The sequence below is a fragment of the Streptomyces sp. NPDC006872 genome (assembly GCF_040635845.1).
Lineage (GTDB): Bacteria > Actinomycetota > Actinomycetes > Streptomycetales > Streptomycetaceae > Streptomyces.
Genome location: NZ_JBEYIL010000006.1, coordinates 536,040 through 560,521, shown reverse-complemented (window position 1 = coordinate 560,521; position 24,482 = coordinate 536,040). Strand labels below are relative to the sequence as shown.

The following is a 24,482-nucleotide window of genomic DNA, read 5'->3' as shown; positions in this document are numbered from 1 at the left end:
CCCGCGCCGTTGTCGCCCAGGACGCAGGTCACCTTCCCGGGGTGCACCGTCAGGCTCACCCCGTGCAGCGCACGGATGTTGCCGTACGCCTTGCCCGCGTTGCGGAGTTCGACGATCGCCCCGTCCGCGCCGCTCTCGGCAGCGGTGTCCGCGATGATGGCCCCGTGGGTGCCGGTCGTGTTGCTGGATGTCATGGGGGTCACCTCCGGGTCGCCGTACGGCTGACCCACAAGTTGATCAGGACGGCGCCCAGGAGCATGACGCCGAGGAAGGCCTTGAACCAGTCGGGGTTCCAGCCGGCGTAGACGATGCCCTGCTGCACCATGCCGAACATGAACGCGCCGAAGACCGGGCCGATCGCACTGCCGGCGCCGCCGGTCAGCAGACAGCCGCCGATCACCGCCGCGGAGATGTAGATCAGCTCCTGGCCGACGCCCTCGCCGGACTGCACGGTGTTGAAGGTGAAGAGCTGGTGCATGCCGACGAACCAGGCGCCGAAGCCGACCAGCATGAACAGCGAGATCTTCGTGAACGTCACGGGCACGCCGACCGCCCGTGCACTGTCCTTGTTGCCGCCGACCGCGAAGATCCAGTTGCCGTACTTGGTGCGCAGCAGCACCCAGGTGGCCAGCGCCGCGAAGACCAGCCAGTACACGATGGTGATCTTCACCTGGACGCCGCCGACCTCGAAGGACGAGGCGAAGACCTTCTTCGCCTGCCCGAAGCCGTCCATGTCGCTGATGTCGTCGGTGGCCACGTTGGTGGTGACCAGCTTGGTCACCGCGAGGTTGACGCCCTGGAGGATCAGGAAGGTGCCCAGGGTGATCAGGAAGCTGGGCAGACCGGTCTTGACGACCATCCAGCCGTTGAAGAAGCCGACCGCCAGCGACACGATCAGGGCGACGACGACGCCCACCCACACGTTCATGCTGAGCTGGTAGGCGAGCATGCTCGCGGTGAGCGCCGAGGTGATCACGGCGACACCGGCGGACAGGTCGAACTCGCCGCCGATCATCAGCAGCGCGACCGGCAGCGCCATGATCCCGATCGTCGACGACTGGTACAGGATGTTGGCCATCGAGCTGCCCTCGCGCACCGGCGGTGCGGAGATCAGGAAGAACACGTACACCGCGACGGCGCCGAGAAAGACGCCGACTTCGGGACGGGCCAACAGACGTAGGGCGAGGGGGCGTTGCGCGGTCCGGCCGTCGGTCTTCTGCGGGCCGGGGGCCGGCGGTGTTCCCACCGCCGGCTCGGCATGCTGGGTCATACTCATCACCGGGTGCCCTTCGCGGCGAACGCCGCCACCGCGTCGACGTTCGTCTTGTCGACGAAGGCGGGGCCGGTCAGCACCGGCTGCTCACCGCCGCCCATGTAGTTGCCGTTGTTCTTGTACAGCCACAGCGAGTCGATCGCGAGGTAGCCCTGGAGGTAGGGCTGCTGGTCGACCGCGAACTCGACCGTGCCCTTGCTGATGGCGGTGGTCAGGTCCTTGTTGAGGTCGAAGGTGGCGACCTTGGCCTTGCTGCCCGCGTCGGTCACCGACTGACCCGCCGTCAGGGCGAAGGGGGCGCCGAGCGTGACGACGTAGTCGATGGCCTTGTCCTGGGTCAGCTTGGCGGTGATCGTCGACTTCACCGACGGCATGTCGGTGCCGTTGACGTACAGCACCTCGGTGGATCCGGTGAACGTCTTCTTCACACCGTCACAGCGCTGGGTGAGGCCGATGTTGCCCTGCTCCTGGATGACACAGACGGCCTTCTTGGCGCCGGCCGTGTTCAGCCGCTTGCCGAGCGCCTCGCCCGCCACCGTCTCGTCCTGGCCGAAGAACTCCATCAGACCGAGCTTCTGCCAGTCGCTCACCCCGGAGTTGAGGCCGACCACGGGTATCTTCGCGGTCTTCGCCTTGGCTATGACGTCCTTGAGGGCGTCGGGCTTGGCGAGGGTGACCGCGATGCCGTCGACCTTCTGGTCGATCGCGTTCTGCACCAGGTTGGCCTGGCCGCCCGCGCTCGGGTCGGCGGAGTAGACCAGCTTGACGTTGTCCTTGGCCGCGGCGGCCTCGGCGCCCTTGCGGACGATGTCCCAGAAGGTGTCGCCGGGCGACTGGTGGGTCACCAGGGCGACGGTCATCTGGGGGGTACTCGCCTTGCCCGCGGAAGCGCCGTCCGCGCTCTCCTCGGACTTCTTGCCTCCGGAGCTGCTGGAGCAGCCCGCGACGGTCAGGGCCACCGCCGCGGCCATGGCCACGATCGGGGCAATTCTGCGCGGGCGGGAGGGAGAGCTTTCCATCTTTCCTGCACCTCACTGTGCGACGGGGGGAAACGACGGGGAAGGGGAAGGCGATCACAGGGATCCGGGGCCCGTTTCACTTCAGATTGGGGCCATGGAGCCAGGTCCGCGACTGTTCGGCTGTCTCGGACTCGGCCCGTGCACTGATGGGACCGGATCCAACTCCCTCGGCAAGCTCACTGTCAATACTTTGTTAAGACATCATTTCACAAGCAGGTCCGAATGTAAGAACAAAGTCTTGACAGTGCGAGCCCCCGGGACCTACACCTGGGAGACGCCATACCCCTGACCACCGAAGGAGTCTCTCAAATCGCCTACCCGGCCCGGCCACCGGACCTGATCAAGACCCCACCGCCCCGAGGAGGCGCCCACATGGCCAAGACCGGCGGCCGCACCCGCACCGTGCCCGGCTCCGCGCTCGACGTGCTGCACTTCGCACTGGACCGCACGAGCCCCGTGCCGCTCTACTACCAGCTCGCCCAGCAGTTGGAGGCGGCGATCGAGCAGGGAGCGCTCGCCCCGGGCAACCTCCTGGGCAACGAGATCGACCTGTCGACCCGCCTCGGCCTGTCGCGCCCGACGGTCCGCCAGGCCATCCAGTCACTGGTCGACAAGGGGCTGCTGGTGCGCCGCCGCGGAGTCGGCACACAGGTGGTGCACAGTCAGGTGAAACGGCCGCTGGAACTGAGCAGCCTCTACGACGACCTGGAGACGGCCGGCCAGGGACCGACCACCCACGTCCTGCGCAACGAACGTGTGCCGGCGCCCGCCGACATCGCGGCGGCGCTCGGGATCGCGGAGGGCAGCGAGGTCACGCTCCTGGAGCGGCTGCGCGCCACGCACGGGCAGCCGGTGGCGTTCCTGTGCAACTACCTGCCCCCGGCGCTCCTGGACCTCGACACGGAGCGCCTGGAGTCGACCGGCCTGTACCGGCTGCTGCGCTCGGCGGGCATCGCCCTGCACAGCGCCCGCCAGACCATCGGCGCCCGCTCCGCCACCGTCGAGGAGGCCGCCCTCCTCACGGAACAGGAGGGGGCGGCCGTGCTGACCATGCAGCGCACGGCGTACGACGACACCGGCCGCGCGGTCGAGTACGGGACGCACATCTACCGCGCGTCCCGCTACGCGTTCGACTTCCAGCTGCTGGTCAGACCCTGAGACCTCGAAGGCCTACCGCGGGGCCATCCGCAGCGCGCCGTCCATGCGGACGGTCTCGCCGTTGAGGTAGTCGTGGTCGACGATCGCCAGCGCCAGCTGGGCGTACTCCTCGGGCCGGGCCAGCCGCTGCGGGAAGGGCACCCCGGCCGCGAGCGAGGCGCGGAACTCCTCCGACACCGTGGCCAGCATGGGCGTCTCGACGATGCCCGGGGCGATGGTGCACACCCGGATGCCGTACTGCGCCAGGTCGCGGGCGGCGGGCAGGGTCAGTCCGACGACCCCGCCCTTGGAGGACGCGTAGGCGGCCTGGCCGATCTGGCCGTCGTACGCGGCGATGGAGGCGGTGTTGACGATGACGCCCCGCTGGCCGTTCTCGTCGGCCTCGGTCCCGGCGATGGCCTCCGAGGCGAGCGCGAGCACGTTGAAGGTGCCGATCAGGTTGATCTGGATCACCTTGGCGTACAGGCCCAGGTCGTGCAGGCCCTTCTTGCCGAGGATCCGCGCCGACGGGCCGATGCCGGCGCAGTTGACGACCGTCCGCAGCGGAACGCCGGACCCCGCCGCGGTGACGACGGCGGCGCGCACCTGCTCCGGGTCGGTGACGTCGGCGGGGACGTAGGTGACCCCGTCGACCTCGGGCGCCTTGTCGATGCCGTCCTTCAGGTCGAGGGCGAAGACCTGGGCGCCGCGCTCGGCGAGAGCCTTCGCGGTGGCCGCGCCGAGGCCGGACGCACCGCCGGTGACGAGGGCGGCGGTGTGGGCGAGCTGCATCATCACTCCTTGCCGAGGACGGTGAGCACACCGCCCTCGTCACGGTCCAGCGCACGGGAGATGATCATGCGCTGGATCTGGTTGGTTCCTTCGAAGATCTGCATGACCTTGGCCTCGCGCATATAACGCTCCACGGGGAAGTCACGGGTGTACCCGTACCCCCCGAGGACCTGCACGGCGTCCGTGGTCACCTTCATGGCATTGTCCGTGGCCACGAGTTTGGCGATCGACGCCTCCCGTGTGAAGGGCAGGCCGAGGTCCTTCAACCGGGCGGCGGACAGCGCGCTGGCGCGGGCCGACTCGATCGCGGCGCTCATGTCGGCGAGCACGAACGCCAGTCCCTGGTGCTCGATGATCGGCTTGCCGAAGGTCTCCCGCTCGCGGGCGTAGCGCACCGCGTGGTCGAGGGCGCCCTGGGCGAGGCCGCAGGCCACGGCGGCGATGCCGAGCCGGCCGTGGTCGAGGGAGGCGAGCGCGATCTTCAGCCCCTGCCCCTCCTCCCCTATCCGGCGCTCCACGGGCACCCGCACGTCCTCCAGGCGCATGGTCGCGGTCGCCGAGCCCGTCAGGCCCATCTTCCGCTCCGGCGGGTCGGCGCTGAGTCCCGGGGCGTCGGCCGGGACGAGGAAGCAGGAGATGCCGCGGCTGCGGTCGTCGGAGGTACGGGCCATGACCGTGTAGAAGTCGGCGTAGCCCCCGTGGGTGGTCCAGGCCTTGGTCCCGTTCAGCACGTATTCGTCGCCCTCGCGCACCGCGCGGGTGAGCATGGCCGCCGGGTCGGAGCCGGCGTGCGGCTCGGACAGGCAGTACGCGCCGAGCAGCTCACCGCTCAGCATGTCCGGCAGCCACCTGCGCCGCTGCTCGTCGGTGCCGAAGCGGGCCAGCGGGAAGCAGGACAGGGCGTGCACGGAGATGCCCACGGCGACGCTCGACCAGACGGCCGCGACCTCCTCCAGCACCTGGAGGTAGACCTCGTACGGCTGCTCCGCCCCGCCGTCCCGCTCGGCGAAGGGCAGCCCGAGCAGACCGCTGCGCCCGAGCGTGCGGAAGACGTCCCTGGGGAACGCTCCGTCCGCCTCCGCGTCGGCGACCCGGGGTGCGAGTTCCTTGGCGGCGAGGGTGCGCGTGAGCTGGATGAGCTCGACGGCTTCCTCGGTCGGCAGGGCGCGAGTGGCAGGCATGGTGACCTCCACGAAGTAGTACTGGGAATGATACTGAGGTGCGTACTAACGTATCATTAACAGTACGGCCGCAGCGCGGGCGGCAGGAACGCGAATCATCCGGGTGCTGCGGACTTCAGGGTGAGACGGCGTGCACGATCAGCGAGGCCAGCTGCTCGTAGGCCTCGGCGTCGGTCAGCCCGGTGCGCGCCTTGAGCTCGCCCTGCTGGATCTGGCGCATGGTCGCGGCGGCGACCTCGCCGACGAACGCGGTGTGCACCTCACGGAAGGCACCGCCCGAGACGCCCTCCGCGATCAGCCGGCGCACCCGCTCCGCGGCCATCCGGGTGTTGGCCTCGTACACCTCGCGGGCGGGCGGGAAGTCCGCCACGTCGTCGAGGAACCGGCGCGAGAGCGGGCGCAGCTGTTCGGCCACCGCGGTCAGGTACACCCGGACGCGGTCCGAGGGGTCGACGGTCTGCGCCACCCGCTTCTCGACGGCCTCGGTCGCCCCGCGGAAGTAGTGCTTGACCGCCTCCACGACCAGCCCCTGCTTGCTGCGGGCGAGCTGGTACAGGGTCGTCTTGGAGCAGCGCAGCCGCTCGGCGAGATCGTCCAGGGTGAGGTCCGCGAACCCCTCCGCCGTCAGCAGCGCGACGAGTCGTTCCAGCAGGTCCGCCTGTCTGGCGGTACGGCGGGTGGACGGCATGATCCCAGCGTAGCCTCCCCGGTTACCAGTCGGTCACTCTCAGGTCGTCAGTGCACCGAGTCCAGCCGGGAGCGCTGGTCCTCGGTCAGCTCCAGGTCGACGGCGGCCAGGTTCTCCTCCAGCTGGGCCACCGACGACGCCCCGGCCAGCGGGACGATCGGCAGCTCGCCGCCCAACTGCCAGGCCAGCACGACCTGGTTGACACTCGCGCCGGTCTCCCGGGCGACCTCGTGCAGCACGGCGAGCCGGGCCGGGGCGCCCGGGTGGTCGTAGTCCGGCGGCAGGGGCCGGTCCTGGCGGGTGTAGGCGCCCTTGAGCAGGGGCGAGTAGGCGACCAGGACGAGGCCGGGCTCGGCCCGCAGATAGCCGAGCAGTTCGGGGCCGGCGTGGCCGAGGCTGCCGTCCGGGAACAGGTCGTCGGGGATGTCGGAGCGCGGGCGCAGATGGCTGTGCTGGTACTGGAGCACCTCATAGCCGGGCAGGCCCGCCCCGGCGGCGAGGGCGCGGGCCCGCTCCACCCGCCACATGGCCTGGTTGCTCACCCCGAGCAGCCCGACCGTGCCCTCCGCGACGAGCTCGGCGAAGCCCTCGACGGTCTCGCGCTGCGGGACGGTGTGATCGTCGATGTGGGCGTAGAGCAGATCCAGCTTCTCCACGCCGAGCCGGTCCCGGCTGCGTTCGGCGGACTCGCGGATCACCTTCGCCGAGAGTCCCTCCGGGTTGTCCGTGTAGCTGGTGCCGGGGGCCAGCGGACGGGCGCCGAGCTTGGTCGCGAAGACGATCTCGTCGCCGACGCCCCGGCTGCGCCGCCACCGGCCGAGGAGTTCCTCGCTCTGTCCGCCCTGGCCGCCGTCGGCCCAGAAGGCGTAGTTGTCGGACGTGTCGACGAAGTTCCCGCCGGCCTCGACGTACCGGTCGAGAAGCGCGAAGGACGTGTCCTCGTCGGTCGCCGACCCGAACCACATCGCCCCGAGCGCGAGGACGCTGACCTCGCGGCGGGTGGCCGGGTCGGTGCCTATGGTGCGGTACTTCATGTGGGATCCTCCCGTTCGGCCGGCGTCGGTCCGTCCGCTCCGGCCCGAAGGGGAGTCTTCAACTTGAAGTGCACTTCAGCGCAAGGCCGCACCAACAAAAAAGACCGCCTTCTCAAAGTTGAGAAGACGGTCTTCCGACCCGCTGAAGAAAGCTGGTCGGGACGACAGGATTTGAACCTGCGACCCCTTGACCCCCAGTCAAGTGCGCTACCAAGCTGCGCCACGTCCCGATGCGCTGTACACGGTGTGTCCGTGTGATCGCGCGAACAGCACTTTACCCCACGCCGGGCGCTGCGCCGAAGGCAGCCGGGGCGCGGGACAATCGCCCTATGGACACGACGCGGGACCGGGACGGCGAGGGGCGGGCGCGCAGCGCACGGCCGCGAGACGGGCTGGGTAGGCCCCTGCCGTACGGCGCGCCCGGGGTGGAGCGGCAGCCCGAGGGCGTCGTGCGCGCGCCGGAGGAGACCGTCGCCGAGGCGCAGGCCCTGCTGGACGCCGGAAAGCCGTTCCACGCGCACGAGGTCTTCGAGGACGCCTGGAAGTCGGGCCCCGACGCGGAGCGCGCCCTGTGGCGGGGGCTCGCCCAGCTCGCGGTGGGTCTGACGCACGCGGCCCGGGGGAACCTCATGGGCGGGGCGCGGTTGCTGCGGCGCGGCGCCGGGGCCGTGGAGGAGTGGGCGGCGGGCGCAGGACCGGAGCGGGGACGGCCGCACGGGATGGATCTCCCCGGGCTGGTCCGCTGGGCGCGCGAGCTGGCGGACACCGTGGAGCGGACGGGCGCGGCGGTCGACGCGCAGGCACGGGCGCCGCGGCTGCGCTGACCCGGCACGGTCACTGTCAGTGGCGTACGGCAGACTCGTGACGTGCGAAAGATTCATGTCATCGGCATCGGCGCGGGCGACCCCGACCAGCTCACCCTGCAGGCGGTCCGGGCGCTGCGGAGCACGGACGTGTTCTTCGTCCTGGACAAGGGCGAGGTGAAGAGCGACCTGACGCGGCTGCGGCACGACATGCTGGACACGCACATACCGCAGGGCACGTACCGGGTGGTCGAGGCCCGGGATCCGGAGCGGGACCGCCGGGCGGGCGGCGCGGCCTACTCGCCGGCGGTCGGCGACTGGCGCAGCGCCCGCGCGGAGATCTACGAGCGGCTCATCGCCGAGGAGCTCGGCGAGGACGAGAGCGGCGCGTTCCTGGTGTGGGGCGACCCGGCGCTGTACGACAGCACGCTGGGCATCCTGAAGGAGGTGCTGGACCGGGGCGCGGTGGCCTTCGAGTACGACGTCGTGCCCGGGATCAGCAGTGTCTCGGCGCTCGTCGCCCGGCACCGCACCGGCCTGAACCGGGTGGCCCGGCCGGTGCAGATCACCACCGGCCGACGGCTCGCGGAGGGCTTCCCGGAGGGGGTGGACGACGTGGTGGTGATGCTGGACGCCCACCAGACGTTCCGGCAGTACGCCGAGGACGACGTCGACATCTACTGGGGCGCCTACATAGGCACGCCGGACGAGATCCTCGTCTCCGGTCCGATCGCCGAGGCCGGTCCGCGCATCGAGCGGCTGCGCGCGGAGGCCCGCGAGCGCAAGGGCTGGATCATGGACACGTATCTGCTGCGCCGCAACCCGGGGCAGGAATAGCAGCGCCGCGGGCCACCCCCGGGCGGGCCCGCCCCACGTGCAGGGACGGCACGCCGGTGTGATCGTGACCTCGTGACAGCCACCGAGGAAATCGCCCCGGCCGCCGCCCAGCCGCCCGTCCTGGACCCGCGCCGACGGAACATCGTCTTCGCGACGATCGTGCTGGGGATGCTGCTCGCCGCCCTGGACCAGACGATCGTGGGCACGGCGCTGCCGACCATCGTGTCGGACCTCGGCGGGGCCGCGCACATGTCGTGGGTGGTCACGTCCTACCTCCTCGCGGAGACCGTCGCGACCGTGCTGGTCGGCAAGTTCGGCGACCTGTTCGGCCGCAAGGTGGTCTTCCAGGTGTCGGCGATCGTCTTCATCACGGGTTCCTTCCTGTGCGGCCTGGCGACCGACATGACGCTGCTGATCGCCTGGCGGGCCCTGCAGGGCATCGGCGCGGGCGGGCTGATGGTGACGGCGATGGCGCTGATCGCCGACGTCATCCCGTTGCGGGAGCGCGGCAAGTACCAGGGCGCGATCGGCGCCGTGTTCGGTGTGGCCACCGTCGTCGGACCGCTGCTGGGCGGGCTGTTCACCGACCATCTGTCCTGGCGGTGGGCGTTCTACGTCAACGTGCCCCTCGCGATCCTCGTCGTCTTCGCGGCCGCCCGCACCATCCCGGTGGTGAAGTCCACGGTCCGGCCGGTGATCGACTACCTGGGCATCGCGCTGGTCGCGGTCGGCGCGAGCGCGCTGATCCTGGCGACGAGCTGGGGCGGCACCGAGTACGCGTGGAGTTCGGGCGTCGTCATCGGCCTGTTCGCGGGCGGCGCGATCGCCCTCGCCCTGTTCTGCGTGGTCGAGACCCGGGCCGCGCAGCCCATGCTCCCCATGCGGCTGTTCGCCAACCCGGTCTTCACGGTCTGCTCGATCCTCAGCTTCATCGTCGGCTTCGCGATGCTCGGCGCGCTGACCTATCTGCCGACCTATCTGCAGTACGTCGACGGCGACTCGGCGACCGTCTCCGGCGTGCGCACCCTGCCGATGGTGCTCGGTCTGCTCATCGCGTCGATCTTCAGCGGCAACGTGGTGAGCAAGACCGGGCAGTACCGCCTCTTCCCCATCGTCGGCTCGCTGGTGATGGGCGTCGGCCTGTATCTGATGTCCCTCATGGGCCCCGGCACGAGCGCATGGCTGGAGTCGCTGTACATGTTCGTCCTCGGCACCGGCATCGGCCTGTGCATGCAGGTGCTGACGATCGCCGTGCAGAACACCGTCGAGTACGCCGACCTCGGCACCGCCACCTCCGGCGTCACCTTCTTCCGCACCCTCGGCAGCTCCTTCGGCACGGCCGTCTTCGGCACCCTCTACACCAACTCGCTGACGCCGAACCTGAAGGACGGCATCGACTCCGCCGCGTCGGCGGCGGCGGGCAGCGTCGACACGGCGACCATCGCCCGGGCGGCGACCAGCCCGGAGGGCCTGCACGACCTGCCCTCCGACATCGCCGCCCCGATCGTCCAGGCCTACGCGGACACCATCGAGACGGTGTTCCTGTGGACCGTGCCGGTGGCCGCCGTCGGCTTCGTCGTCGCGCTGTTCCTCAAGCAGGTCCAGCTGCGCGACAGCGCGCGGATGGGCTCCACCGACATGGGCGAAGGCTTCGGCCAGCCGTCCGGCGCGGACTCCCGACGGGTCCTGGAGGCCTCCGTCGCGAAGATCATCGGCCAGGCGGACCCGAACACCGCGCGCCGGCTCTTCGAGCAGTCCGACACCCGCCTCGACGTGGCCGGCGCCTGGGCGGTGATGCAGGTCGAGCTGTTCACCCGGATGGTCGGCCACGCCAGCCTCGGCCTGATCTCCGCCCGCCGCCATATGCCGCCGGAGGTGCTGCTGCCGGTGTTCGACCGCATGGTCGACGAGGGGTATGTGACCCGCCACGGCTCCCTCCTCAGCCATACGGAGGCGGGCGCCCGCGAGGCCCGGGTGATCACCGAGGAATGGGGAAAGTGGCTGGAGGACCGGGTGGCGCAGGACATCGGCCGCCCGTCGGGCAGCGATCTGCGGGCGGCGGTGGACGCCATCTCCAAGCGGCTCCTGGCCGAGGACCTCGACGACCGCCTGCCCCAGCGCGGGCAGCCGGCGGAACCGGCGGTCGTCGCGCCCTGAGAGCCGCGCGCGGGTGCGCCACCGGTCAGCCGATCCCCAGCCGCTCCAGCACGCCCCGCACGTCCGGCACGACCGGCACGCCCTCGGGCGGCGACGGCCGCCGTACGACCACCACCGGCAGCCCGAGTTCGCGCGCGGCGTGAAGTTTCCCGGCCGTCGCCGCTCCCCCGCTGTCCTTGGTCACGACGACGTCGATCCGGTGCTCGCGCAGCAGCGCCAGCTCGTCGGCGACGGTGAACGGCCCGCGGGCCAGGACCAGTCGGACGTCCGACGGCATCGGCGGGACGGGCGGTTCCACGGACCGCACGACGAAGTGCAGCCCGTCGAGGTGCGCGAAGGCCGCGAGGCCCAGCCGGCCCGTCGTCAGCAGGACCCGCCGGCCCATCCGCGGCAGCAGCTCGGCCGCCGACCGCAGCGACGCGACCTCGTGCCAGCGGTCCCCGGCGCCCGGCCGCCAGCCCGGTCGGCGCAGCACGACCAGCGGCAGGCCGGTCGCCGCCGCGGCGCGCGCCGCGTTCGCGGTGATGCCGGCGGCGAAGGGATGGGTGGCGTCCACGACGGCGTCCACCCGCTGCTCGCGCAGCCAGTCGGCGAGGCCCTGCGCTCCGCCGAAGCCTCCGATGCGCACGTCCCCGGCGACGGGCCCCGGCCGGGTCACGCGGCCCGCGAGCGAGGTGGTGACGCGCAGGCCGGACAGCGCGGTGAGCGCCGCGGCGAGTTCCCGCGCCTCTGTGGTGCCGCCGAGCACCAGCACATGCCGGGTCATGCGGCTACCGCAGCAGGAGTTGCAGGCCGCCGACCACCGTCGCCGCGATCACCAGCTGTTCGAACAGCCGCTGGTTGATGCGGTGCACCGCCCACTTGCCGAGCAGCGCGCCGGGGACGACGAAGGCGACGAGTGCGGCGTCCAGGAGCAGCGAGTTGCCGTCGATCAGGCCGAGGCCCGCGCTGAACGGCACCTTCGAGACGTTGACGATCAGGAAGAAGAACGCGGAGGTTCCGAGGAAGCCGAGCTTGCGGAAGCCCGCCGAGAGCAGGTACATCGACATCACCGGGCCGCCCGCGTTGGCGACCATCGTGGTGAAGCCGCCGAGGACGCCGTAGGAGCGGGCCTTGATCCGGCCGGACCGGGTGACCACGGCGTCGGGTTCGTCCGCCTTCTCGGCGGTGCGGCGTCGCCACACCGTGACGCCCGCCATGAACAGCAGGATCGCGCCGATCGACGTCCGGACGATCCCGTCGTCGGCCCACACCAGGAAGACCGTGCCGAAGACCACGCCGGCCGCGACCGCCGGGAACAGCCGCCACAGCGTGGGCCAGTGGGCGTGCCGCCGGTAGGTGAGGACGGCCAGGACGTCGCCGGCGATCAGGATCGGCAGCAGGACGCCCGTGGAGGCGCGGGCGGGCAGGACCGCCGCGAAGATCGCGAGGCTGACCGTGTTGGCGCCGCTGACGGCCGTCTTGGAGAAGCCGACCAGCACAGCCGCGGCGGCGAGCGCGGCGAACTCCCAGCCGGTGATGTGCCACAACGTCATCGTGTTCATGCGGAGACCGATGGTACGCACATCTAACGGATGCCCACAGAGCCGTCTCGCCAGGTGGCCGAGGCACCCACCGTGGACCTCCGGACCACCCCCCTGGGAAGATCCACGCGCACCTTCGCCGACACAGCTCGACGCGGCACGACTCAGCTCGACGCGGCTCGACGCGGCTCGACCCAGCTGGAGGAGACATGACCGAGCACGTCCTCGCGGGCGCCCGCGGCGCGATCGTCGCGCACGAGTGGCCCCTGGCGCGGCCCCGCCGCCTCGCCGTCCTCGTGCACGGCTACGGCGAGCACGCAGGCCGCCACGAGGAACTCGCCGGTGTGCTGAGCGGGCACGGCGCGGCCGTGTTCGCGCCCGACCACATGGGGCACGGCAGGTCGGCGGGCGAGCGCGTGCTGATCGAGGACTTCGAGGACGTGGTCACCGACGTGCACACCGTGGCGCGACTCGCCCGGGCCGCGCACCCGGACCTCCCGCTGGTGCTGATCGGGCACTCGACGGGCGGCCTGATCGCGGCCCGGTACGCCCAGCGGCACGGCGCCGAGCTCGCGGCGCTGGTGCTGTCCGGCCCGGTGATCGGCGTCTGGGAGACGCCCGGGCGGCTGCTGGCGCAGCAGGAGATCCCCGACGTTCCGATCAACCCCGCGGCGCTCTCCCGCGACCCGGCGGTCGGCGCGGGGTACGCGGCGGATCCGCTGGTCTGGCACGGGCCGATGAAGCGGCCCACGCTGGAGGCCTTCGTACGGACCCTGGACCGGGTCGCCGAGGAGGGCGACATCGGCCCGCTGCCCCTGCTGTGGCTGCACGGCGCCGAGGACCGGCTGGTCCCGCTCCCCGGCAGCCGGATCGGCGTCGAGCGGCTGAGCGGCGACACCCGGACCGAGCGGATCTACCCCGGGGCCCGCCACGAGGTCTTCCACGAGACGAACAAGGCGGAGGTCTTCACCGACCTGACCCGCTTCCTGGACGAGGTGCTCGGTCCCTGAGACGGCTCCGCGCGGAGTCGGTCCGCTCGAAGTCGGTCCGCTCGAAGTCGGTCCGCTCGGCGTTCACGGCGTGCCGAGCCGGGACAGGGCCGCCGACACCAGGGTGAGCACTCCCGGCGCCAGCACCGACGGGTCCGGTGCGAAGAGCGGGCTGTGGTTGCCCGGCACCGCGTCGAACTTCTCCCTCAGCTCCTCGCCCGGCGCCGCCTCCCACACGTCCGCCGGGGTCGAGGTCACGTACCAGTAGTCGTACGGCACGCCCTGCGGGGCGAGCAGGGAGAAATCCTCGCTGCCCATCGTCCTGCCGAAGTCGAACACCGTGTGCGCGCCGAAGAGTTCACGGTGCACGGCGGCGATCTCCCCGTCCAGGACAGGGTCGTTGACGGTGTTCGGATAGCCGGGGACGACGGTGACCTCGGGCGGGACCGGGCAGCCGGCGGCGGCGCACTCCCCCTCGACGACCCGCCGGATCGCGGTCAGGACGCGCTCGCGCACCCGGGTGTCCTGGGTGCGCACGTTCAGCGCGAGCCGGGCCTCGGCCGGGATGATGTTGGGCTGTGTACCGGCGTGGAACCGCCCCACCGTCAGCACCGCCGACTCGCCGGCCGCGATCTCGCGCGAGACGACGGTCTGCAGCCTGGTCACGATGTACGCGGCCGTCACCACCGGGTCGACGGTCGACTCGGGCCGCGAACCGTGTCCGCCCACGCCGTGCACGACGACGTCGACGTCGTCCGAGGCCGCCAGCGTCGGGCCGGGGGTGTGCGGGTAGAACCCGGCGAGCCCGGGCGCGACATGCTGGCCGAGCAGCACGTCGGGGCGTGGGAAGCGGGCGTGGACGCCGTCCGCGACCATCGCCGCCGCGCCGCCCTCGGCCTCCTCCGCGGGCTGCCCGACCACGACGAGCGTCCCGGACCAGGTCTCCCGGGCGGCGGCGAGCGCCTCGGCCGCGGCCGCCAGCCAGGTGATGTGCAGGTCGTGGCCGCAGGCGTGCATCACACCGGCCACGGTGGAGGCGTGGGCGAGGCCGGTCGCCTCGTGCACGGGCAGCGCGTCCATGTCGCCGCGCAGCCACACCACCGGCCCGTCGCCGTTCGCGAGCACACCGACCACGCCGGTACGGGCCACCCCCTCCGTCACCTCGTACCCGGCCGCGCGCAGCCGTGCGGCGAGCTTCGCGGCGGTGCGGTGCTCCTGGAAGGACAGCTCGGGGTGGCGGTGCAGGTCCTGGTAGAAGGCTTCCAGGTCGCCGGGTTTCAGCCCCGAGGCGATCTCCCGGGTCAGTCGGGCGACGACGTCCGGTTCGGTCATACCGCGCAGCCTACGAGCACGGTCGCGGTGACCGCACCCCCGACCGAAAGACCGAGGAACCCCCGCCCCCGAGGGGTCAGAGGCCGGTGACCGGCAGGTCGAGCAGGCGGACGACGGTGCGCAGCACGCCGTTGTCGTTGTTGGACGGCGCCAGATGCCGAGCCCGGCGGACGACCTCGGGGTGGGCGTTGGCCATGGCGAACGACCACTCGGCGGCGTCCAGCATCTCCAGGTCGTTGAGGTAGTCGCCGAAGACCAGGGTCTGCGCGGGCGTGATGCCCAGCTCCCGCTGGAGCCGGCGCAGGGCGGCGCCCTTGTTCGCGGTGCGGTTCATGACGTCGACCCAGTGCTCGCCGGAGACCACGACCTGGTGGGTGTCCGCGAAGGGCGCGAGGGCCGGTGCGGTGGTCCGCTCGGCGGGCCCGAAGTCGAACAGGGCGACCTTGATCACCTCGTCGTCGACGTCGGCGACGTCCTCGACGACCTGGTGGCGGAGGTAGTACTTGCGGACCTCGGCCAGGAAGGCCTCGTCGGCCCGCTCGACGTACGCCGACCGCTTCCCGCAGACGACGGCGCCCACGTCGACGCCACCGGCCGCGAGCCGCCGCACGGCGTCGACGAGCCGCCCGACCACACCCGGCTCCAGCGGGTCCGAGCTCAGCTCCTCGCCGTCGCGGACCACGTAGGTGCCGTTCTCCGCGATGAACACCATCCCGTCGGCCACGGCGGCGAACTCGCGCTCCAGCGAGGCGTATTGGCGTCCGCTCGCCGGGCTGAACAGCACGCCGCGCTCGCGCAGCCGCGCCAGCACCTCCCAGAGTCCGTCGGGAACCCGCTTGTCGTCGTCGAGGAGTGTGCCGTCCATGTCGGTGACGACCAGGCGTATGTCGACGGGGCCCGCCGAGGGGTCGGGGGCGGTCAGCCGGGGGGCGTGCGAGTAGGGCATGTCCTGCTTCCTGGTACGGGATCACCGGATTTTCACCCTACCGGGGACAGCGGTGATCATCCGGCGGCACAATGGCCGGATGAGGCCCGTGACACGGGCAGGACCTGGGAAGGGGCGGTCACGTGAGCGGGCCGACGCGGCTGGACACCAGCGTGGCGCACAACGCGCGGGTGTGGAACTACTGGATCGGCGGCAAGGACAACTACGAGGTCGACCGGGGGGTCGGCGAGCACGTCGCCGGCATGTTCCCACTCATCCGGGAGATCGCCCGCGCGGACCGCTGGTTCCTCGGCCAGGCGGTGCGGTTCCTCGCCGAGGAGCGCGGGGTGCGGCAGTTCCTGGACATCGGCACCGGGCTGCCGACGGCCGACAACACCCACGAGATCGCGCAGCGCGTCGCGCCCGAGTCGCGGATCGTGTACGTCGACAACGACCCCATCGTGCTGGCGCACGCGCGCACGCTGCTGACCGGCACGCCCGAGGGCGTCACCGACTACATCGACGCCGATGTGCACGATCCGGGCGCGATCCTCGAACGCGCCTCGGCCACCCTGGACTTCGAGCGTCCGGTCGCGGTGATGATGCTGGGCATCCTGAACTTCGTCCTGGACGTGGCGGAGGCCAAGGAGGTCGTCCGCAACGTGATGGCCGAGGTCCCCTCCGGAAGCTTCCTGGTCCTGACGCATCCCACGCACGACGGCGAGGTGGGCGGCGAGGGCCAGATCCCGGCGATGAAGTTCTGGAACGAGAACGCCAAGCCGCCGATCACTGCTCGCAGCGGCGCGGACATCACCGCGTTCTTCGACGGGCTGGAGCTGCTGGAGCCGGGCCTGGTGTCCTGCTCGCGCTGGCGCGGCGAGGCCGACTCCCTCGCGGTGGTGCCGCAGTACGGAGCGGTGGCCGTGAAACCCTGACGGACATGACGCACGTACCGGAAGTATCGGGTGTGCCGGACGCACCGCTCGTGGAGGACGCATGACCACCCTTGCCGATCCCGTCCCCGGCGGGCGTCCCGGAGACGTCGAGCGGGCGACCGCGCTCGGCGGCGAGCTGTCCGCGCGAGGCGTGCACGGCGTCGTCCTGGCCTATGTCGACACCGCGGGCGTGGGCCGGGTGAAGACGATCCCCACGGCCGCCCTGGTCTCGGCGGCGGCCTGGGGCGTCGGCATGTCGCCGGTGTTCGACACGTTCCTGGCGAACGACCACATCGTCACGACCGACGTGCTGGGCTCCCCGGACGGCGACCTGCGCCTGTACCCGGACCTCGACCGGCTGACGGTCCTGGCGGGGCAGCCCGGCTGGGCGTGGGCGCCGGTCGACCGGGTCACGCAGGACGGCGAACGGCACCCGGGCTGCTCCCGCACCTTCCTGCGCCGCGTCGTCGCGGACGCGGCCCGCGAGCACGGCGTCGCCTTCAAGGCGGGCATCGAGATCGAATGGACCCTGGGCCTGGACTCCGCGCCCGCCGGGGAGTTCGTCCCGGCGACCACGGGACCTGCGTACGGGGCGACCCGGCAGGTCGAGCTGAGCGAGTACACGGCCGAGCTGCTGGCCGCGTGCGCGGCGCAGGGCGTGGACGTCGACCAGATCCATCCCGAGTACGCGCCCGGCCAGTTCGAGATCTCCGTGGGCGCCCTGGACCCGGTGGCGGCGGCCGACCGCAGCGTCCTGGTCCGCCAGACGATCCGCGCGGTGGCCCGGCGCCACGGGCTGCGGGTCTCCTTCTCCCCCGCGGTCGTCGCGCAGGGCGTCGGCAACGGCGGCCATGTCCACCTCTCCGGCTGGCGGGACGGCGTGAACCTGCACGCCGGCGGCGACCGGCGGCACGGTCTGACGGCCGACGCGGAGGCGTTCGCGGCCGGTGTGCTCGCCCGTCTGCCGGCCCTCACGGCGGTGACCGCGCCGAGCCCGGCGAGCTATCTGCGCCTCAAACCCTCCCAGTGGGCCGGGGTGTTCACCGCCTGGGGCCTGGAGACCCGCGAGTCGGCGGTGCGCCTGGTGCGGGGCACCGCGGGCCGGCGCGCGGAGCAGGCGAACCTGGAGGTCAAACCGGTCGACCTGGCCGCCAACCCGTATCTCGCCCTCGGCTCCCTGATCGCCGCCGGGGTGGACGGGCTCGCGTCGGGCGCCGCCCTGCCCGAGGAGAGCGCCGGAGATCCGGCGCGGCTCGGCGCCGAGGAGGCCGCGGCCCGGGGCGTGCGCCGGCTGCCGGCCTCGCTCGCCGAGGCCGTCGTCGAGTTCAGGAAGGACGAGGTGCTCAGGGACGCGCTCGGCCCGGTCCTCGCCGACGCGGTGAGCGCCGTCCGGCAGGGCGAGATCGACGCCGTCGACGGGCTCGACGACGAGCAGGTGGCCGCCGCCTACCGCTGGAAGTACTGAAGTGACCGGCGGACCGATCCACGAGGCGCTCGCCGAACTGGAGTTGGTGGACCACCACTGCCACGGCGTCGTCACCGACCCGCTGGACCGGCCGGCCTTCGAGGCCCTGCTCACCGAGGGCGGGCGGTGGCCCGGCGTCTCGACCTTCGACACCCCGGCCGGGGTGGCCGTGCGCCGCCACTGCGCACCCCTGCTCGACCTGGAGCACCACACCCCCGCCGACCTCTACCTGGCCCGGCGGGCCGAACTGGGCCCGCAGGAGGTGAACCGGCGGTTCCTCAGGGCCGCCCGGACCGCCGTGTTCTGCGTCGACACCGGGTTCGCCCCGCACCGCGTCACCACGCCCGCCGAACTGGCCGAGACCGCCGGAGCGGCGGTCGCCCACCAGGTCGTACGGCTGGAGTCCGTCGCGGAGGCCGTGGCCGCGCGGGGCGTCGAGGCCGACGGGTACGCCGACGCGTTCCGGGCCGCCGCACTGGACGCGGTACGGCGGCCGGGGGTGGTCGCGGTGAAGTCGGTGGCCGCCTACCGCACGGGCTTCGACCTCGACCCGGCCCGGCCCTCGGAGACCGACGTCACCCGGGCCGCACGGCACTGGCTGGCGCGCGGCGGGCGGCTGGACGAGCCGGTGCTGGTCCGGCATCTGCTGTGGACGGCCGTCGATCTGGGGCTGCCCCTCCAACTGCACACCGGGTTCGGCGACAACGACATCCGCCTGCACCGGGTGGACCCCACACATCTCACGGACTGGCTGCACCTGACGGCGGGCACGATCCCGGTACTGCTCCTGCACTGCTGGCCCTACCAGCGACAGGCCGCCTACCTGGCCGCGGTGTTCGAGCAGGTGTACCTGGACGTGGGGCTCACGCTGCACCATGTGGGCCCGCCGCGAGCACGGGCGGTGCTGGAGGAGGCGTTGGAGATCACACCGTTCCGCAAACTGCTGTACAGCTCGGACGCCTATGGTGTGGCTGAGTTCTACCGGCTCGGCGCGCTGGCGTTCCGCCGGGGCCTGGGGGATCTGCTCCAGGACCGGGTGGACGCCGACGAACTGGGCCTGCCCGACGCGCTGCGCCTGGCACGCTGGGCCGGAGCGGACAACGCCCGCCGGGTCTACCGGCTTCCCGACGGACACTGAAAGTATGATCAAGCAATGTCTGACTTGACCGAAACCACGCCGGGTTGGCTGAGCTCCGACGAGCTCGAGATGGCGCGCGCCCGTATGCCGATCCTGTACGTCGAGGCCGTGCCCGTGCGCGTCGACGACAGCGGCGAAGTCACCAGCATCGGCCTGCTGCTGCGGATCGGACCGGACGGCAATGTCAACCGGACCCTGGTCTCCGGCCGGGTCCTGCACCACGAGCGCGTCCGGGACGCCCTGCTGCGCCACCTGGAGAAGGACCTCGGCCCGGTGGCCCTGCCCCGGGTGCCCACCTCGCTCCAGCCGTTCACGGTGGCCGAGTACTTCCCCACGCACGGCGTCACCCCGTACCACGACCCCCGCCAGCACGCGGTGTCGCTGGCCTACATCGTGCCGGTGACCGGTGACTGCCGGCCCCGGCAGGACGCGCTGGACCTGGTGTGGTTCAGCCCGCAGGAGGCCGCGTCGCCCGCGGTGCAGAGCGAGATGCCGGGCGGGCACGGGTTCCTGCTGCGGCAGGCCCTGGCCCACGTCGGCCTCTCGGCCTCCTGACCGGGATGGTCCCTGCTCAGCGAGCGCTGATCGGGGCCGCGGGGAGCCGCCCCTGCACCCTCGTGGTGTGCAGGGGCTGCTGCTGCGGCGACGCCCGCAAGCACCCCGGCTTCGACCACGACTGGCAGCTGGAGCGGCTGCGGTCGGCGGCCGCCGCGTCGGGCGGCGCCTTCGCGGTCCGGACGACGGACTGCCTCGGCCCCTGCGACCAGGCGAATGTCGTCGTCGTCCAGCCCTCGGCCGGCGGCCGCCGGGCGGGCGGCCGGGCCACCTGGGTCGGCTTCGCCATGGACGACGACTGCACGGAGGAGATCCTGGCGTGGGCGGCGGCGGGCGGCCCCGGTGTCACCGCCCCTCCGGCGGCCCTGGAGCTGCAGTTCATCGAGCCGCCGAGGAACGCGCGGGTCCGCAGCCGCCGTTGAGGCCCGTCGCGCGCACGGATCTTGATGCCGTACGTTGACCCGATGGGGGCGACGACCAAGACGCGGACAGAGCTCGAGAAACGTTCCGGCGGGGCGGCCCGTTCGTCGGTGCTGATGGCGCTGGGCACGGTGGCGTCCCGGGCGACCGGGCTGATCCGGCAGGTCCTGCAGGCCGCGGCGCTGGGCACCGGTCTGCTGGCGACCACGTACAACACGGCGAACACCGTGCCGACCAGCCTGTACACCCTGCTGATCGGCGGCGCGCTGAACGCCGTGCTGGTACCGCAGTTGGTGCGGGCGCGGGCCACCCACCCGGACGGCGGGCGGGCCTACGAGCAACGGCTCGTCACCCTGGTCGTCTCCGTCCTCGCCGTGGGGACCGCGCTGGCGGTGTGGGCGGCGCCGCAGATCGTCTCGCTGTATCTGCGCGACACCCCGGACACCCACGAGGCATACCGGCTCACCGTGGTCTTCGCCCGGTTCCTGCTCCCGCAGATCTTCTTCTACGGCCTGTTCAACATGTACGGCCAGGTCCTCAACGCCCGTGAGCGGTTCGGCGCGATGATGTGGACGCCGGTCCTCAACAACGTCGTCCTGCTGGGCATGTTCGGCGCCTACCTCGGCCTGATGACCGTGCCGGAGCGGGTGGCGGACATCACCGACGCCCAGGTCCGGCTGCTGGGCGTCGGCACGACCGCCGGCATCGCCCTGCAGGCCCTCGCGCTGGCGCCGTTCGCGCGCGCCGCCGGGTTCCGTTTCCGGCCGCGCTTCGACTGGCGCGGCTCGGGCCTGGGCTCCGGGGTGCACGCCGCCAAGTGGACGCTGCTGCTGGTGCTGACGAACCTCGTCTCCCTGACGGTCGTCACCAACTACGCCAACACGGTCGACCAGAGGCTGCCGGACGCGGGTGCGGGCTACACGGCGTACATGTACGCGCAGACCATCTGGATGCTGCCGCAGTCGGTGGTCACGGTCTCCCTGGTGACCGCGCTGCTGCCGCGCATGAGCCGCGCCGTGGCCGAGGGCCGGATCACGGACGTGCGCGCGGACCTGTCGCGCGGGCTGCGGATGAGCGGGGTCGTCATCGTCCCGGCCGCCTTCCTGTTCCTGGCGCTCGGTCCGCGGATCTCCACCCTGCTGTTCGCGCACGGCGCGGCCGACGCGGCCTCCGCGGCGCCGCTCGGGCACATGCTCCAGGCGTTCGGGCTCGGGCTGATCCCGTTCTCCGCGCAGTACCTGCTGCTGCGCGGCTTCTACGCCTTCGAGGACACCCGTACCCCGTTCTTCATGGCGGTCTGGATCGCGGCGGTGAACATCGCCCTGGCCACCGTCTGCCACCTGCTGCTGCCCGACCGCTGGGCGGTGACCGGCATGGCCGGCGCCTACACCCTGTCCTACCTGGCCGGGCTGGCCCTCACCGCGCGTCTGCTGCGCCGGCGGACCGGCGGCCGACTGGACGACGGCGCGCTGCGGCGCACCTACGCCAAGCTGCTGTGCGCCGCGGGCCTCGCCGCCGCCGCGGGCTGGGCGGCCGACCGCGCGTGCGCGGCCGTGCTCGGCGGCGGAACCCTGCCGACGGCGACCGCCCTCACGGCCGGCTCGCTCACTCTCGGCCTGGTCTACGTCGCGGTGGCCCGCCTGACGAAGGTCGACGAACTGCGCTCGCTGCGAGGTCTGCGGGGTCCGCGCCGAACACGGGCTCGCCCGCCTCGGTGAGCTGTGCGGCCAGGGTGGCGCGGGCCCGGGCCACCCGTGAGCGGACGGTGCCCACGGGGCAGTCGCTCACCTCGGCGGCCTCCGCGTAGGGCAGTCCCAGCAGCTGGGTCAGCACGAACGCCTCCCGCCGGTCCTGCGGCAGCGCGGCCAGCAGATCCAGCAGGACGACGCCGTCGTCGAACCCGGGCAGCCCGCGCGGCTGGGCCAGCTCCACGGCCGTCTGCCAGTCGGCCCCGTCCGACAGCCGGGGCCGGGCGGCGGCGTGCCGGTAGCTGTCCATCACCGCCCGGCGCGCGATGGACAGCAGCCAGGCCCGTGCCGAGGAACGTCCCTCGAACCGGTGGAGAGCGCCGAGCGCCCGCAGGAAGGTGTCCTGCGCCAGATCGTCCGCCGCCTGCGGATCGGCGCTGAGATGGGCGACGTACCGCACCACGTCCCGATGCAGCGCACGCACGAACCCCTCGACGGCCGCCGCGTCCCCGCCCCGGGCGGCCAGCGCCAGCGCGGTCGTCGACTCGTCGGCGGGCGCCGCCTTGCCGGCCCGCTTCGCGCGCCCGGAGCCGTACGGTGCGCCGTGCGGTGACCGGTGCTTCTCGGCCTTGGCGGTCTCGTGGAACCTGCGGTGCCTGTCGGCCTTGTCGTGCCCTGCGCTCATGGCGCCTGATCCTGGCAGCGGAGCCGTGGGCGTCACGTGGGGTTGGGCGAATCCACAGGCAGCCCGGCGGACTCACAGCCAGGGCAATGGACACGAACATGACGAAGGCCGCTTCCACCTCCGTGGAAACGGCCTTTCCGACCTGCGATGAAGCTGGTCGGGACGACAGGATTTGAACCTGCGACCCCTTGACCCCCAGTCAAGTGCGCTACCAAGCTGCGCCACGTCCCGTTGCCCATCTGACCTGGGGTTTCCCCTGGCCGAACGCGCATGGAAACAATACCGCACTCGGGTCGATGGTCGCGCACCCGTTTATCGCCGCCCCCGGCCGCCGGGGCGCTGTCAGTCCTCCGGGGCCACGCCCAGCTCCGGATACGCCTCCAGCAGTCGGGTCGGGGCCGCCTGCCGCCAGGAGTCGGCGAGGATGTCCCGCAGTTCCTCCTCGTCCTCCAGGGCCGACAGACGGGCCCGTACCCAGGCGAACTGGGCCTCGTGGTCGGCGATCCAGAACTTCCCGGGCTCGGCGAGCACCAGTTCGTCGCGCTCCTCCTTGGGGCAGCGCACGGCGAGGGAGGTCTCCTCCTCGGGCAGGGTGGCGAACATCTTCCCCGCGACGCGGAAGGTGGGCATGCTCCAGGCGATCTTCTCCGTGGTGTCCGGCAGGGACAGGGCGATACGACGTACGTCTTCGGCGTCCGGCATGCTTCGCACCGTATCCGCTGCCACTGACAGTCACCCCACGGTGATGTGCTTGTAGTACAGGGTGGTCGGCCGGAGCACTCCGGAGGGGCTCGCCGCGTAGTCGGGGATCACCCCGGCGCCGGTCCACCCGGTGGCGCGGTAGAGGTGTTCGGCGGGGCTGTCGGTCTCGGTGTCCAGGTGGAGCAGGGTGACGCCGGCCGCGGCGGCGGCCTCCTCGGCCAGGGTCAGCAGGGCGCGGCCGAGGCCCTTCCCGCGGGCGTCCCGGTGGACCATCAGCTTGACGAGTTCGGCGCGGTGGCGGCTGTTGGGCTTGTCGGCGAAGGCGAGGCCGACGGTGCCGAGGACGCGGTCTGCGTCCTCGGCGGCCCAGACGGCGAGCCGCCCGGCGGCCACCCCCTGCGCCCGCTCCCGCCACCAGGCGACGGCGTCGGCCCGGTCCAGCGGGGCGAGGAAGCCGACCGAGGCGCCGCCGTCGACCGTGTCGATCAGCAGGTCGGCGAACTCCTCGACCCGATCGAGCAGTCGGGCGGCGTCGAGACGGGTCGCGCGGGCGTCGGTCACGGCAGCACCACCGCCAGCGCGTAACGCGCCTCCGCGTCCCCCGCGCACCGGAACCGGGTCGGCCCCCACACCCGCAGGCGCAGACAGTCCCCCGCGTCGAGGTGATGCTCCGTGTCCTGCGCGGTCACGGCGAGGGCGCCTTCGAGCACCCAGATGTGCTGCTCCAGGCCCGCCACGGGCGGCCGGTCGTAGGCGAGGTCGGCGCCCACGGCGAGCCGCCCCTCGACCAGTTCGGCGCGCAGCGCGGGGTGCGGCGGCGACACCGAGCGGCGGACGAACCCGGAGGCCCGGTCCGCCCAGACGGACTGCTCGCCGGCCCGCACCAGCGGCGCGGGTTCCGCCTCGACCTCGCTGAGCAGCCGGGACATGGTCCGTCCGTAGACCTGGCACAGACGGTTGAGCAGCGAGGCGGTCGGGCTGATCTCGGCCCGCTCGGCCCGCGACAGGGTGGACCGGCTGATCCCGCTGCGCTCCGCCAACTCCCCCAGCGACCAGCCGCGTTCGGACCGCAACTCGGCCAGCCGCGCGGCCAGGCGCGCGTCGACGGGGTCCGGGGGCTCGGCTGCATCCGCTTCGTTTCTCATATCTGGGAAACTATCCCGAATATGAGACAGCAGCGTTACGGACGCCTCACAGGCAGGCG

General features: G+C 72.1%; 25 protein-coding genes, 2 tRNA genes and 1 pseudogene. 11 read left to right on the top strand and 17 right to left on the bottom strand.

Annotated elements, in window-relative coordinates; translation table 11 throughout:
* The 3 genes and pseudogenes from ABZ725_RS21290 to ABZ725_RS21280 form a co-directional block, all read right to left on the bottom strand.
* A pseudogene (locus ABZ725_RS21290) lies at positions 1–194 on the bottom strand (sugar ABC transporter ATP-binding protein); the annotation flags it as partial.
* A gap of 5 nt (positions 195–199) precedes the next feature.
* On the bottom strand, positions 200–1,276 hold the full coding sequence (locus ABZ725_RS21285; protein ID WP_358804135.1) for an ABC transporter permease: 1,077 nt from the start codon (positions 1,274–1,276) through the stop codon (positions 200–202).
* On the bottom strand, positions 1,276–2,292 hold the full coding sequence (locus tag ABZ725_RS21280; RefSeq protein ID WP_358804134.1) for a sugar ABC transporter substrate-binding protein: 1,017 nt from the start codon (positions 2,290–2,292) through the stop codon (positions 1,276–1,278). The genes ABZ725_RS21285 and ABZ725_RS21280 overlap by 1 nt, the downstream gene beginning before the upstream one ends.
* Positions 2,293–2,664: 372 nt before the next feature.
* Here ABZ725_RS21280 and ABZ725_RS21275 point away from each other — a divergent pair, with 372 nt between their 5' ends.
* Complete coding sequence (locus ABZ725_RS21275; RefSeq protein ID WP_358804133.1) at positions 2,665–3,450, top strand: GntR family transcriptional regulator; 786 nt, start codon at positions 2,665–2,667, stop codon at positions 3,448–3,450.
* Between the two features lie 12 nt (positions 3,451–3,462).
* On the opposite strand, the gene ABZ725_RS21270 is transcribed toward ABZ725_RS21275, so the two are convergent.
* From ABZ725_RS21270 to ABZ725_RS21250, 5 genes are all read right to left on the bottom strand, one after another.
* On the bottom strand, positions 3,463–4,221 hold the full coding sequence (locus ABZ725_RS21270) for an SDR family NAD(P)-dependent oxidoreductase (protein WP_358804132.1): 759 nt from the start codon (positions 4,219–4,221) through the stop codon (positions 3,463–3,465).
* Positions 4,222–4,223: 2 nt separating this feature from the next.
* Positions 4,224–5,402, bottom strand: coding sequence for an acyl-CoA dehydrogenase family protein (locus ABZ725_RS21265; protein WP_358804131.1), 1,179 nt, complete (start codon positions 5,400–5,402; stop codon positions 4,224–4,226).
* Between the two features lie 115 nt (positions 5,403–5,517).
* The gene (locus tag ABZ725_RS21260) at positions 5,518–6,090 is read right to left on the bottom strand and encodes a TetR/AcrR family transcriptional regulator (protein WP_351918594.1); all 573 of its coding nucleotides are present in this window, start codon (positions 6,088–6,090) and stop codon (positions 5,518–5,520) included.
* Positions 6,091–6,137: 47 nt separating this feature from the next.
* A complete protein-coding gene (locus ABZ725_RS21255) occupies positions 6,138–7,124 on the bottom strand; it encodes an aldo/keto reductase (protein ID WP_358804130.1) in 987 nt (328 codons plus the stop codon).
* A gap of 153 nt (positions 7,125–7,277) precedes the next feature.
* Positions 7,278–7,354: transfer RNA gene (locus ABZ725_RS21250), tRNA-Pro, on the bottom strand.
* Positions 7,355–7,453: 99 nt separating this feature from the next.
* Between ABZ725_RS21250 and ABZ725_RS21245 the strand changes: the two genes are divergently transcribed.
* The 3 genes from ABZ725_RS21245 to ABZ725_RS21235 all read left to right on the top strand — a co-directional run bounded on the left by ABZ725_RS21245 (position 7,454) and on the right by ABZ725_RS21235 (position 10,921).
* Positions 7,454–7,948 carry a DUF309 domain-containing protein gene (locus tag ABZ725_RS21245; RefSeq protein ID WP_358804129.1) on the top strand — a complete coding sequence of 165 codons (495 nt, stop codon included), beginning with the start codon at positions 7,454–7,456 and terminating at the stop codon, positions 7,946–7,948.
* A gap of 42 nt (positions 7,949–7,990) precedes the next feature.
* Positions 7,991–8,764, top strand: coding sequence for a precorrin-6A synthase (deacetylating) (gene cobF / locus ABZ725_RS21240; RefSeq protein ID WP_358804128.1), 774 nt, complete (start codon positions 7,991–7,993; stop codon positions 8,762–8,764).
* Positions 8,765–8,836: 72 nt separating this feature from the next.
* Entirely contained in the window at positions 8,837–10,921 is a 2,085-nt protein-coding gene (locus ABZ725_RS21235) for an MDR family MFS transporter (protein WP_358804127.1), read from the top strand.
* A gap of 25 nt (positions 10,922–10,946) precedes the next feature.
* On the opposite strand, the gene ABZ725_RS21230 is transcribed toward ABZ725_RS21235, so the two are convergent.
* Positions 10,947–11,687, bottom strand: coding sequence for a cobalt-precorrin-6A reductase (locus ABZ725_RS21230; RefSeq protein WP_358804126.1), 741 nt, complete (start codon positions 11,685–11,687; stop codon positions 10,947–10,949).
* 4 nt (positions 11,688–11,691) lie between these two features.
* Positions 11,692–12,465, bottom strand: coding sequence for a sulfite exporter TauE/SafE family protein (locus tag ABZ725_RS21225; RefSeq protein WP_351918605.1), 774 nt, complete (start codon positions 12,463–12,465; stop codon positions 11,692–11,694).
* 188 nt (positions 12,466–12,653) lie between these two features.
* Between ABZ725_RS21225 and ABZ725_RS21220 the strand changes: the two genes are divergently transcribed.
* Positions 12,654–13,454 (top strand): lysophospholipase, encoded by an 801-nt coding sequence (locus ABZ725_RS21220; protein WP_358804125.1) that lies wholly within the window; start codon positions 12,654–12,656, stop codon positions 13,452–13,454.
* A 63-nt stretch (positions 13,455–13,517) separates the two neighbouring features.
* Here ABZ725_RS21220 and ABZ725_RS21215 read toward each other — a convergent pair whose 3' ends face one another.
* Both ABZ725_RS21215 and ABZ725_RS21210 read right to left on the bottom strand, forming a co-directional pair.
* A complete protein-coding gene (locus tag ABZ725_RS21215) occupies positions 13,518–14,765 on the bottom strand; it encodes an amidohydrolase (protein WP_358804124.1) in 1,248 nt (415 codons plus the stop codon).
* A 76-nt stretch (positions 14,766–14,841) separates the two neighbouring features.
* A complete protein-coding gene (locus ABZ725_RS21210; protein ID WP_351918609.1) occupies positions 14,842–15,711 on the bottom strand; it encodes a Cof-type HAD-IIB family hydrolase in 870 nt (289 codons plus the stop codon).
* 122 nt (positions 15,712–15,833) lie between these two features.
* Here ABZ725_RS21210 and ABZ725_RS21205 point away from each other — a divergent pair, with 122 nt between their 5' ends.
* From ABZ725_RS21205 to murJ, 6 genes are all read left to right on the top strand, one after another.
* A complete protein-coding gene (locus ABZ725_RS21205; protein ID WP_358804123.1) occupies positions 15,834–16,625 on the top strand; it encodes an SAM-dependent methyltransferase in 792 nt (263 codons plus the stop codon).
* A 61-nt stretch (positions 16,626–16,686) separates the two neighbouring features.
* Entirely contained in the window at positions 16,687–18,090 is a 1,404-nt protein-coding gene (locus ABZ725_RS21200; RefSeq protein WP_358804122.1) for a glutamine synthetase family protein, read from the top strand.
* 1 nt (position 18,091) lies between these two features.
* Positions 18,092–19,228, top strand: coding sequence for an amidohydrolase family protein (locus tag ABZ725_RS21195; protein ID WP_358804121.1), 1,137 nt, complete (start codon positions 18,092–18,094; stop codon positions 19,226–19,228).
* A gap of 24 nt (positions 19,229–19,252) precedes the next feature.
* Positions 19,253–19,783, top strand: coding sequence for an NUDIX hydrolase family protein (locus ABZ725_RS21190; protein WP_351918651.1), 531 nt, complete (start codon positions 19,253–19,255; stop codon positions 19,781–19,783).
* A 5-nt stretch (positions 19,784–19,788) separates the two neighbouring features.
* Positions 19,789–20,205: a (2Fe-2S) ferredoxin domain-containing protein gene (locus ABZ725_RS21185; RefSeq protein WP_358804120.1), complete on the top strand. Its 417-nt coding sequence runs from the start codon at positions 19,789–19,791 to the stop codon at positions 20,203–20,205.
* 114 nt (positions 20,206–20,319) lie between these two features.
* Complete coding sequence (gene murJ / locus ABZ725_RS21180; protein ID WP_358804166.1) at positions 20,320–21,921, top strand: murein biosynthesis integral membrane protein MurJ; 1,602 nt, start codon at positions 20,320–20,322, stop codon at positions 21,919–21,921.
* On the opposite strand, the gene ABZ725_RS21175 is transcribed toward murJ, so the two are convergent.
* The 5 genes from ABZ725_RS21175 to ABZ725_RS21155 form a co-directional block, all read right to left on the bottom strand.
* On the bottom strand, positions 21,809–22,576 hold the full coding sequence (locus ABZ725_RS21175) for a sigma-70 family RNA polymerase sigma factor (RefSeq protein ID WP_358804119.1): 768 nt from the start codon (positions 22,574–22,576) through the stop codon (positions 21,809–21,811). The genes murJ and ABZ725_RS21175 overlap by 113 nt on opposite strands.
* Positions 22,577–22,730: 154 nt before the next feature.
* Positions 22,731–22,807 (bottom strand) — tRNA-Pro (locus ABZ725_RS21170).
* 111 nt (positions 22,808–22,918) lie between these two features.
* A complete protein-coding gene (locus ABZ725_RS21165) occupies positions 22,919–23,278 on the bottom strand; it encodes an MmcQ/YjbR family DNA-binding protein (RefSeq protein WP_351918621.1) in 360 nt (119 codons plus the stop codon).
* Between the two features lie 30 nt (positions 23,279–23,308).
* Positions 23,309–23,839, bottom strand: coding sequence for a GNAT family N-acetyltransferase (locus tag ABZ725_RS21160; RefSeq protein ID WP_358804118.1), 531 nt, complete (start codon positions 23,837–23,839; stop codon positions 23,309–23,311).
* Entirely contained in the window at positions 23,836–24,423 is a 588-nt protein-coding gene (locus ABZ725_RS21155) for an XRE family transcriptional regulator (RefSeq protein ID WP_358804117.1), read from the bottom strand. Before ABZ725_RS21155 ends, ABZ725_RS21160 begins: the two co-directional genes overlap by 4 nt.
* Positions 24,424–24,482 lie beyond the last annotated feature (59 nt).

Excerpts from the sequence above, each read along its gene's own strand:
- ABZ725_RS21285 (WP_358804135.1), bottom strand. The coding sequence starts at position 1,276 with ATGAGTATGACCCAGCATGCCGAGCCGGCGGTGGGAACACCGCCGGCC.
- ABZ725_RS21280 (WP_358804134.1), bottom strand. The coding sequence starts at position 2,292 with ATGGAAAGCTCTCCCTCCCGCCCGCGCAGAATTGCCCCGATCGTGGCC.
- ABZ725_RS21275 (WP_358804133.1), top strand. The coding sequence starts at position 2,665 with ATGGCCAAGACCGGCGGCCGCACCCGCACCGTGCCCGGCTCCGCGCTC.
- ABZ725_RS21270 (WP_358804132.1), bottom strand. The coding sequence starts at position 4,221 with ATGCAGCTCGCCCACACCGCCGCCCTCGTCACCGGCGGTGCGTCCGGC.
- ABZ725_RS21265 (WP_358804131.1), bottom strand. The coding sequence starts at position 5,402 with ATGCCTGCCACTCGCGCCCTGCCGACCGAGGAAGCCGTCGAGCTCATC.
- ABZ725_RS21260 (WP_351918594.1), bottom strand. The coding sequence starts at position 6,090 with ATGCCGTCCACCCGCCGTACCGCCAGACAGGCGGACCTGCTGGAACGA.
- ABZ725_RS21255 (WP_358804130.1), bottom strand. The coding sequence starts at position 7,124 with ATGAAGTACCGCACCATAGGCACCGACCCGGCCACCCGCCGCGAGGTC.
- ABZ725_RS21245 (WP_358804129.1), top strand. The coding sequence starts at position 7,454 with ATGGACACGACGCGGGACCGGGACGGCGAGGGGCGGGCGCGCAGCGCA.
- ABZ725_RS21230 (WP_358804126.1), bottom strand. The coding sequence starts at position 11,687 with ATGACCCGGCATGTGCTGGTGCTCGGCGGCACCACAGAGGCGCGGGAA.
- ABZ725_RS21225 (WP_351918605.1), bottom strand. The coding sequence starts at position 12,465 with ATGAACACGATGACGTTGTGGCACATCACCGGCTGGGAGTTCGCCGCG.
- ABZ725_RS21220 (WP_358804125.1), top strand. The coding sequence starts at position 12,654 with ATGACCGAGCACGTCCTCGCGGGCGCCCGCGGCGCGATCGTCGCGCAC.
- ABZ725_RS21215 (WP_358804124.1), bottom strand. The coding sequence starts at position 14,765 with ATGACCGAACCGGACGTCGTCGCCCGACTGACCCGGGAGATCGCCTCG.
- ABZ725_RS21210 (WP_351918609.1), bottom strand. The coding sequence starts at position 15,711 with ATGCCCTACTCGCACGCCCCCCGGCTGACCGCCCCCGACCCCTCGGCG.
- ABZ725_RS21200 (WP_358804122.1), top strand. The coding sequence starts at position 16,687 with ATGACCACCCTTGCCGATCCCGTCCCCGGCGGGCGTCCCGGAGACGTC.
- ABZ725_RS21185 (WP_358804120.1), top strand. The coding sequence starts at position 19,789 with ATGGTCCCTGCTCAGCGAGCGCTGATCGGGGCCGCGGGGAGCCGCCCC.
- murJ (WP_358804166.1), top strand. The coding sequence starts at position 20,320 with ATGGCGCTGGGCACGGTGGCGTCCCGGGCGACCGGGCTGATCCGGCAG.
- ABZ725_RS21175 (WP_358804119.1), bottom strand. The coding sequence starts at position 22,576 with ATGAGCGCAGGGCACGACAAGGCCGACAGGCACCGCAGGTTCCACGAG.
- ABZ725_RS21165 (WP_351918621.1), bottom strand. The coding sequence starts at position 23,278 with ATGCCGGACGCCGAAGACGTACGTCGTATCGCCCTGTCCCTGCCGGAC.
- ABZ725_RS21155 (WP_358804117.1), bottom strand. The coding sequence starts at position 24,423 with ATGAGAAACGAAGCGGATGCAGCCGAGCCCCCGGACCCCGTCGACGCG.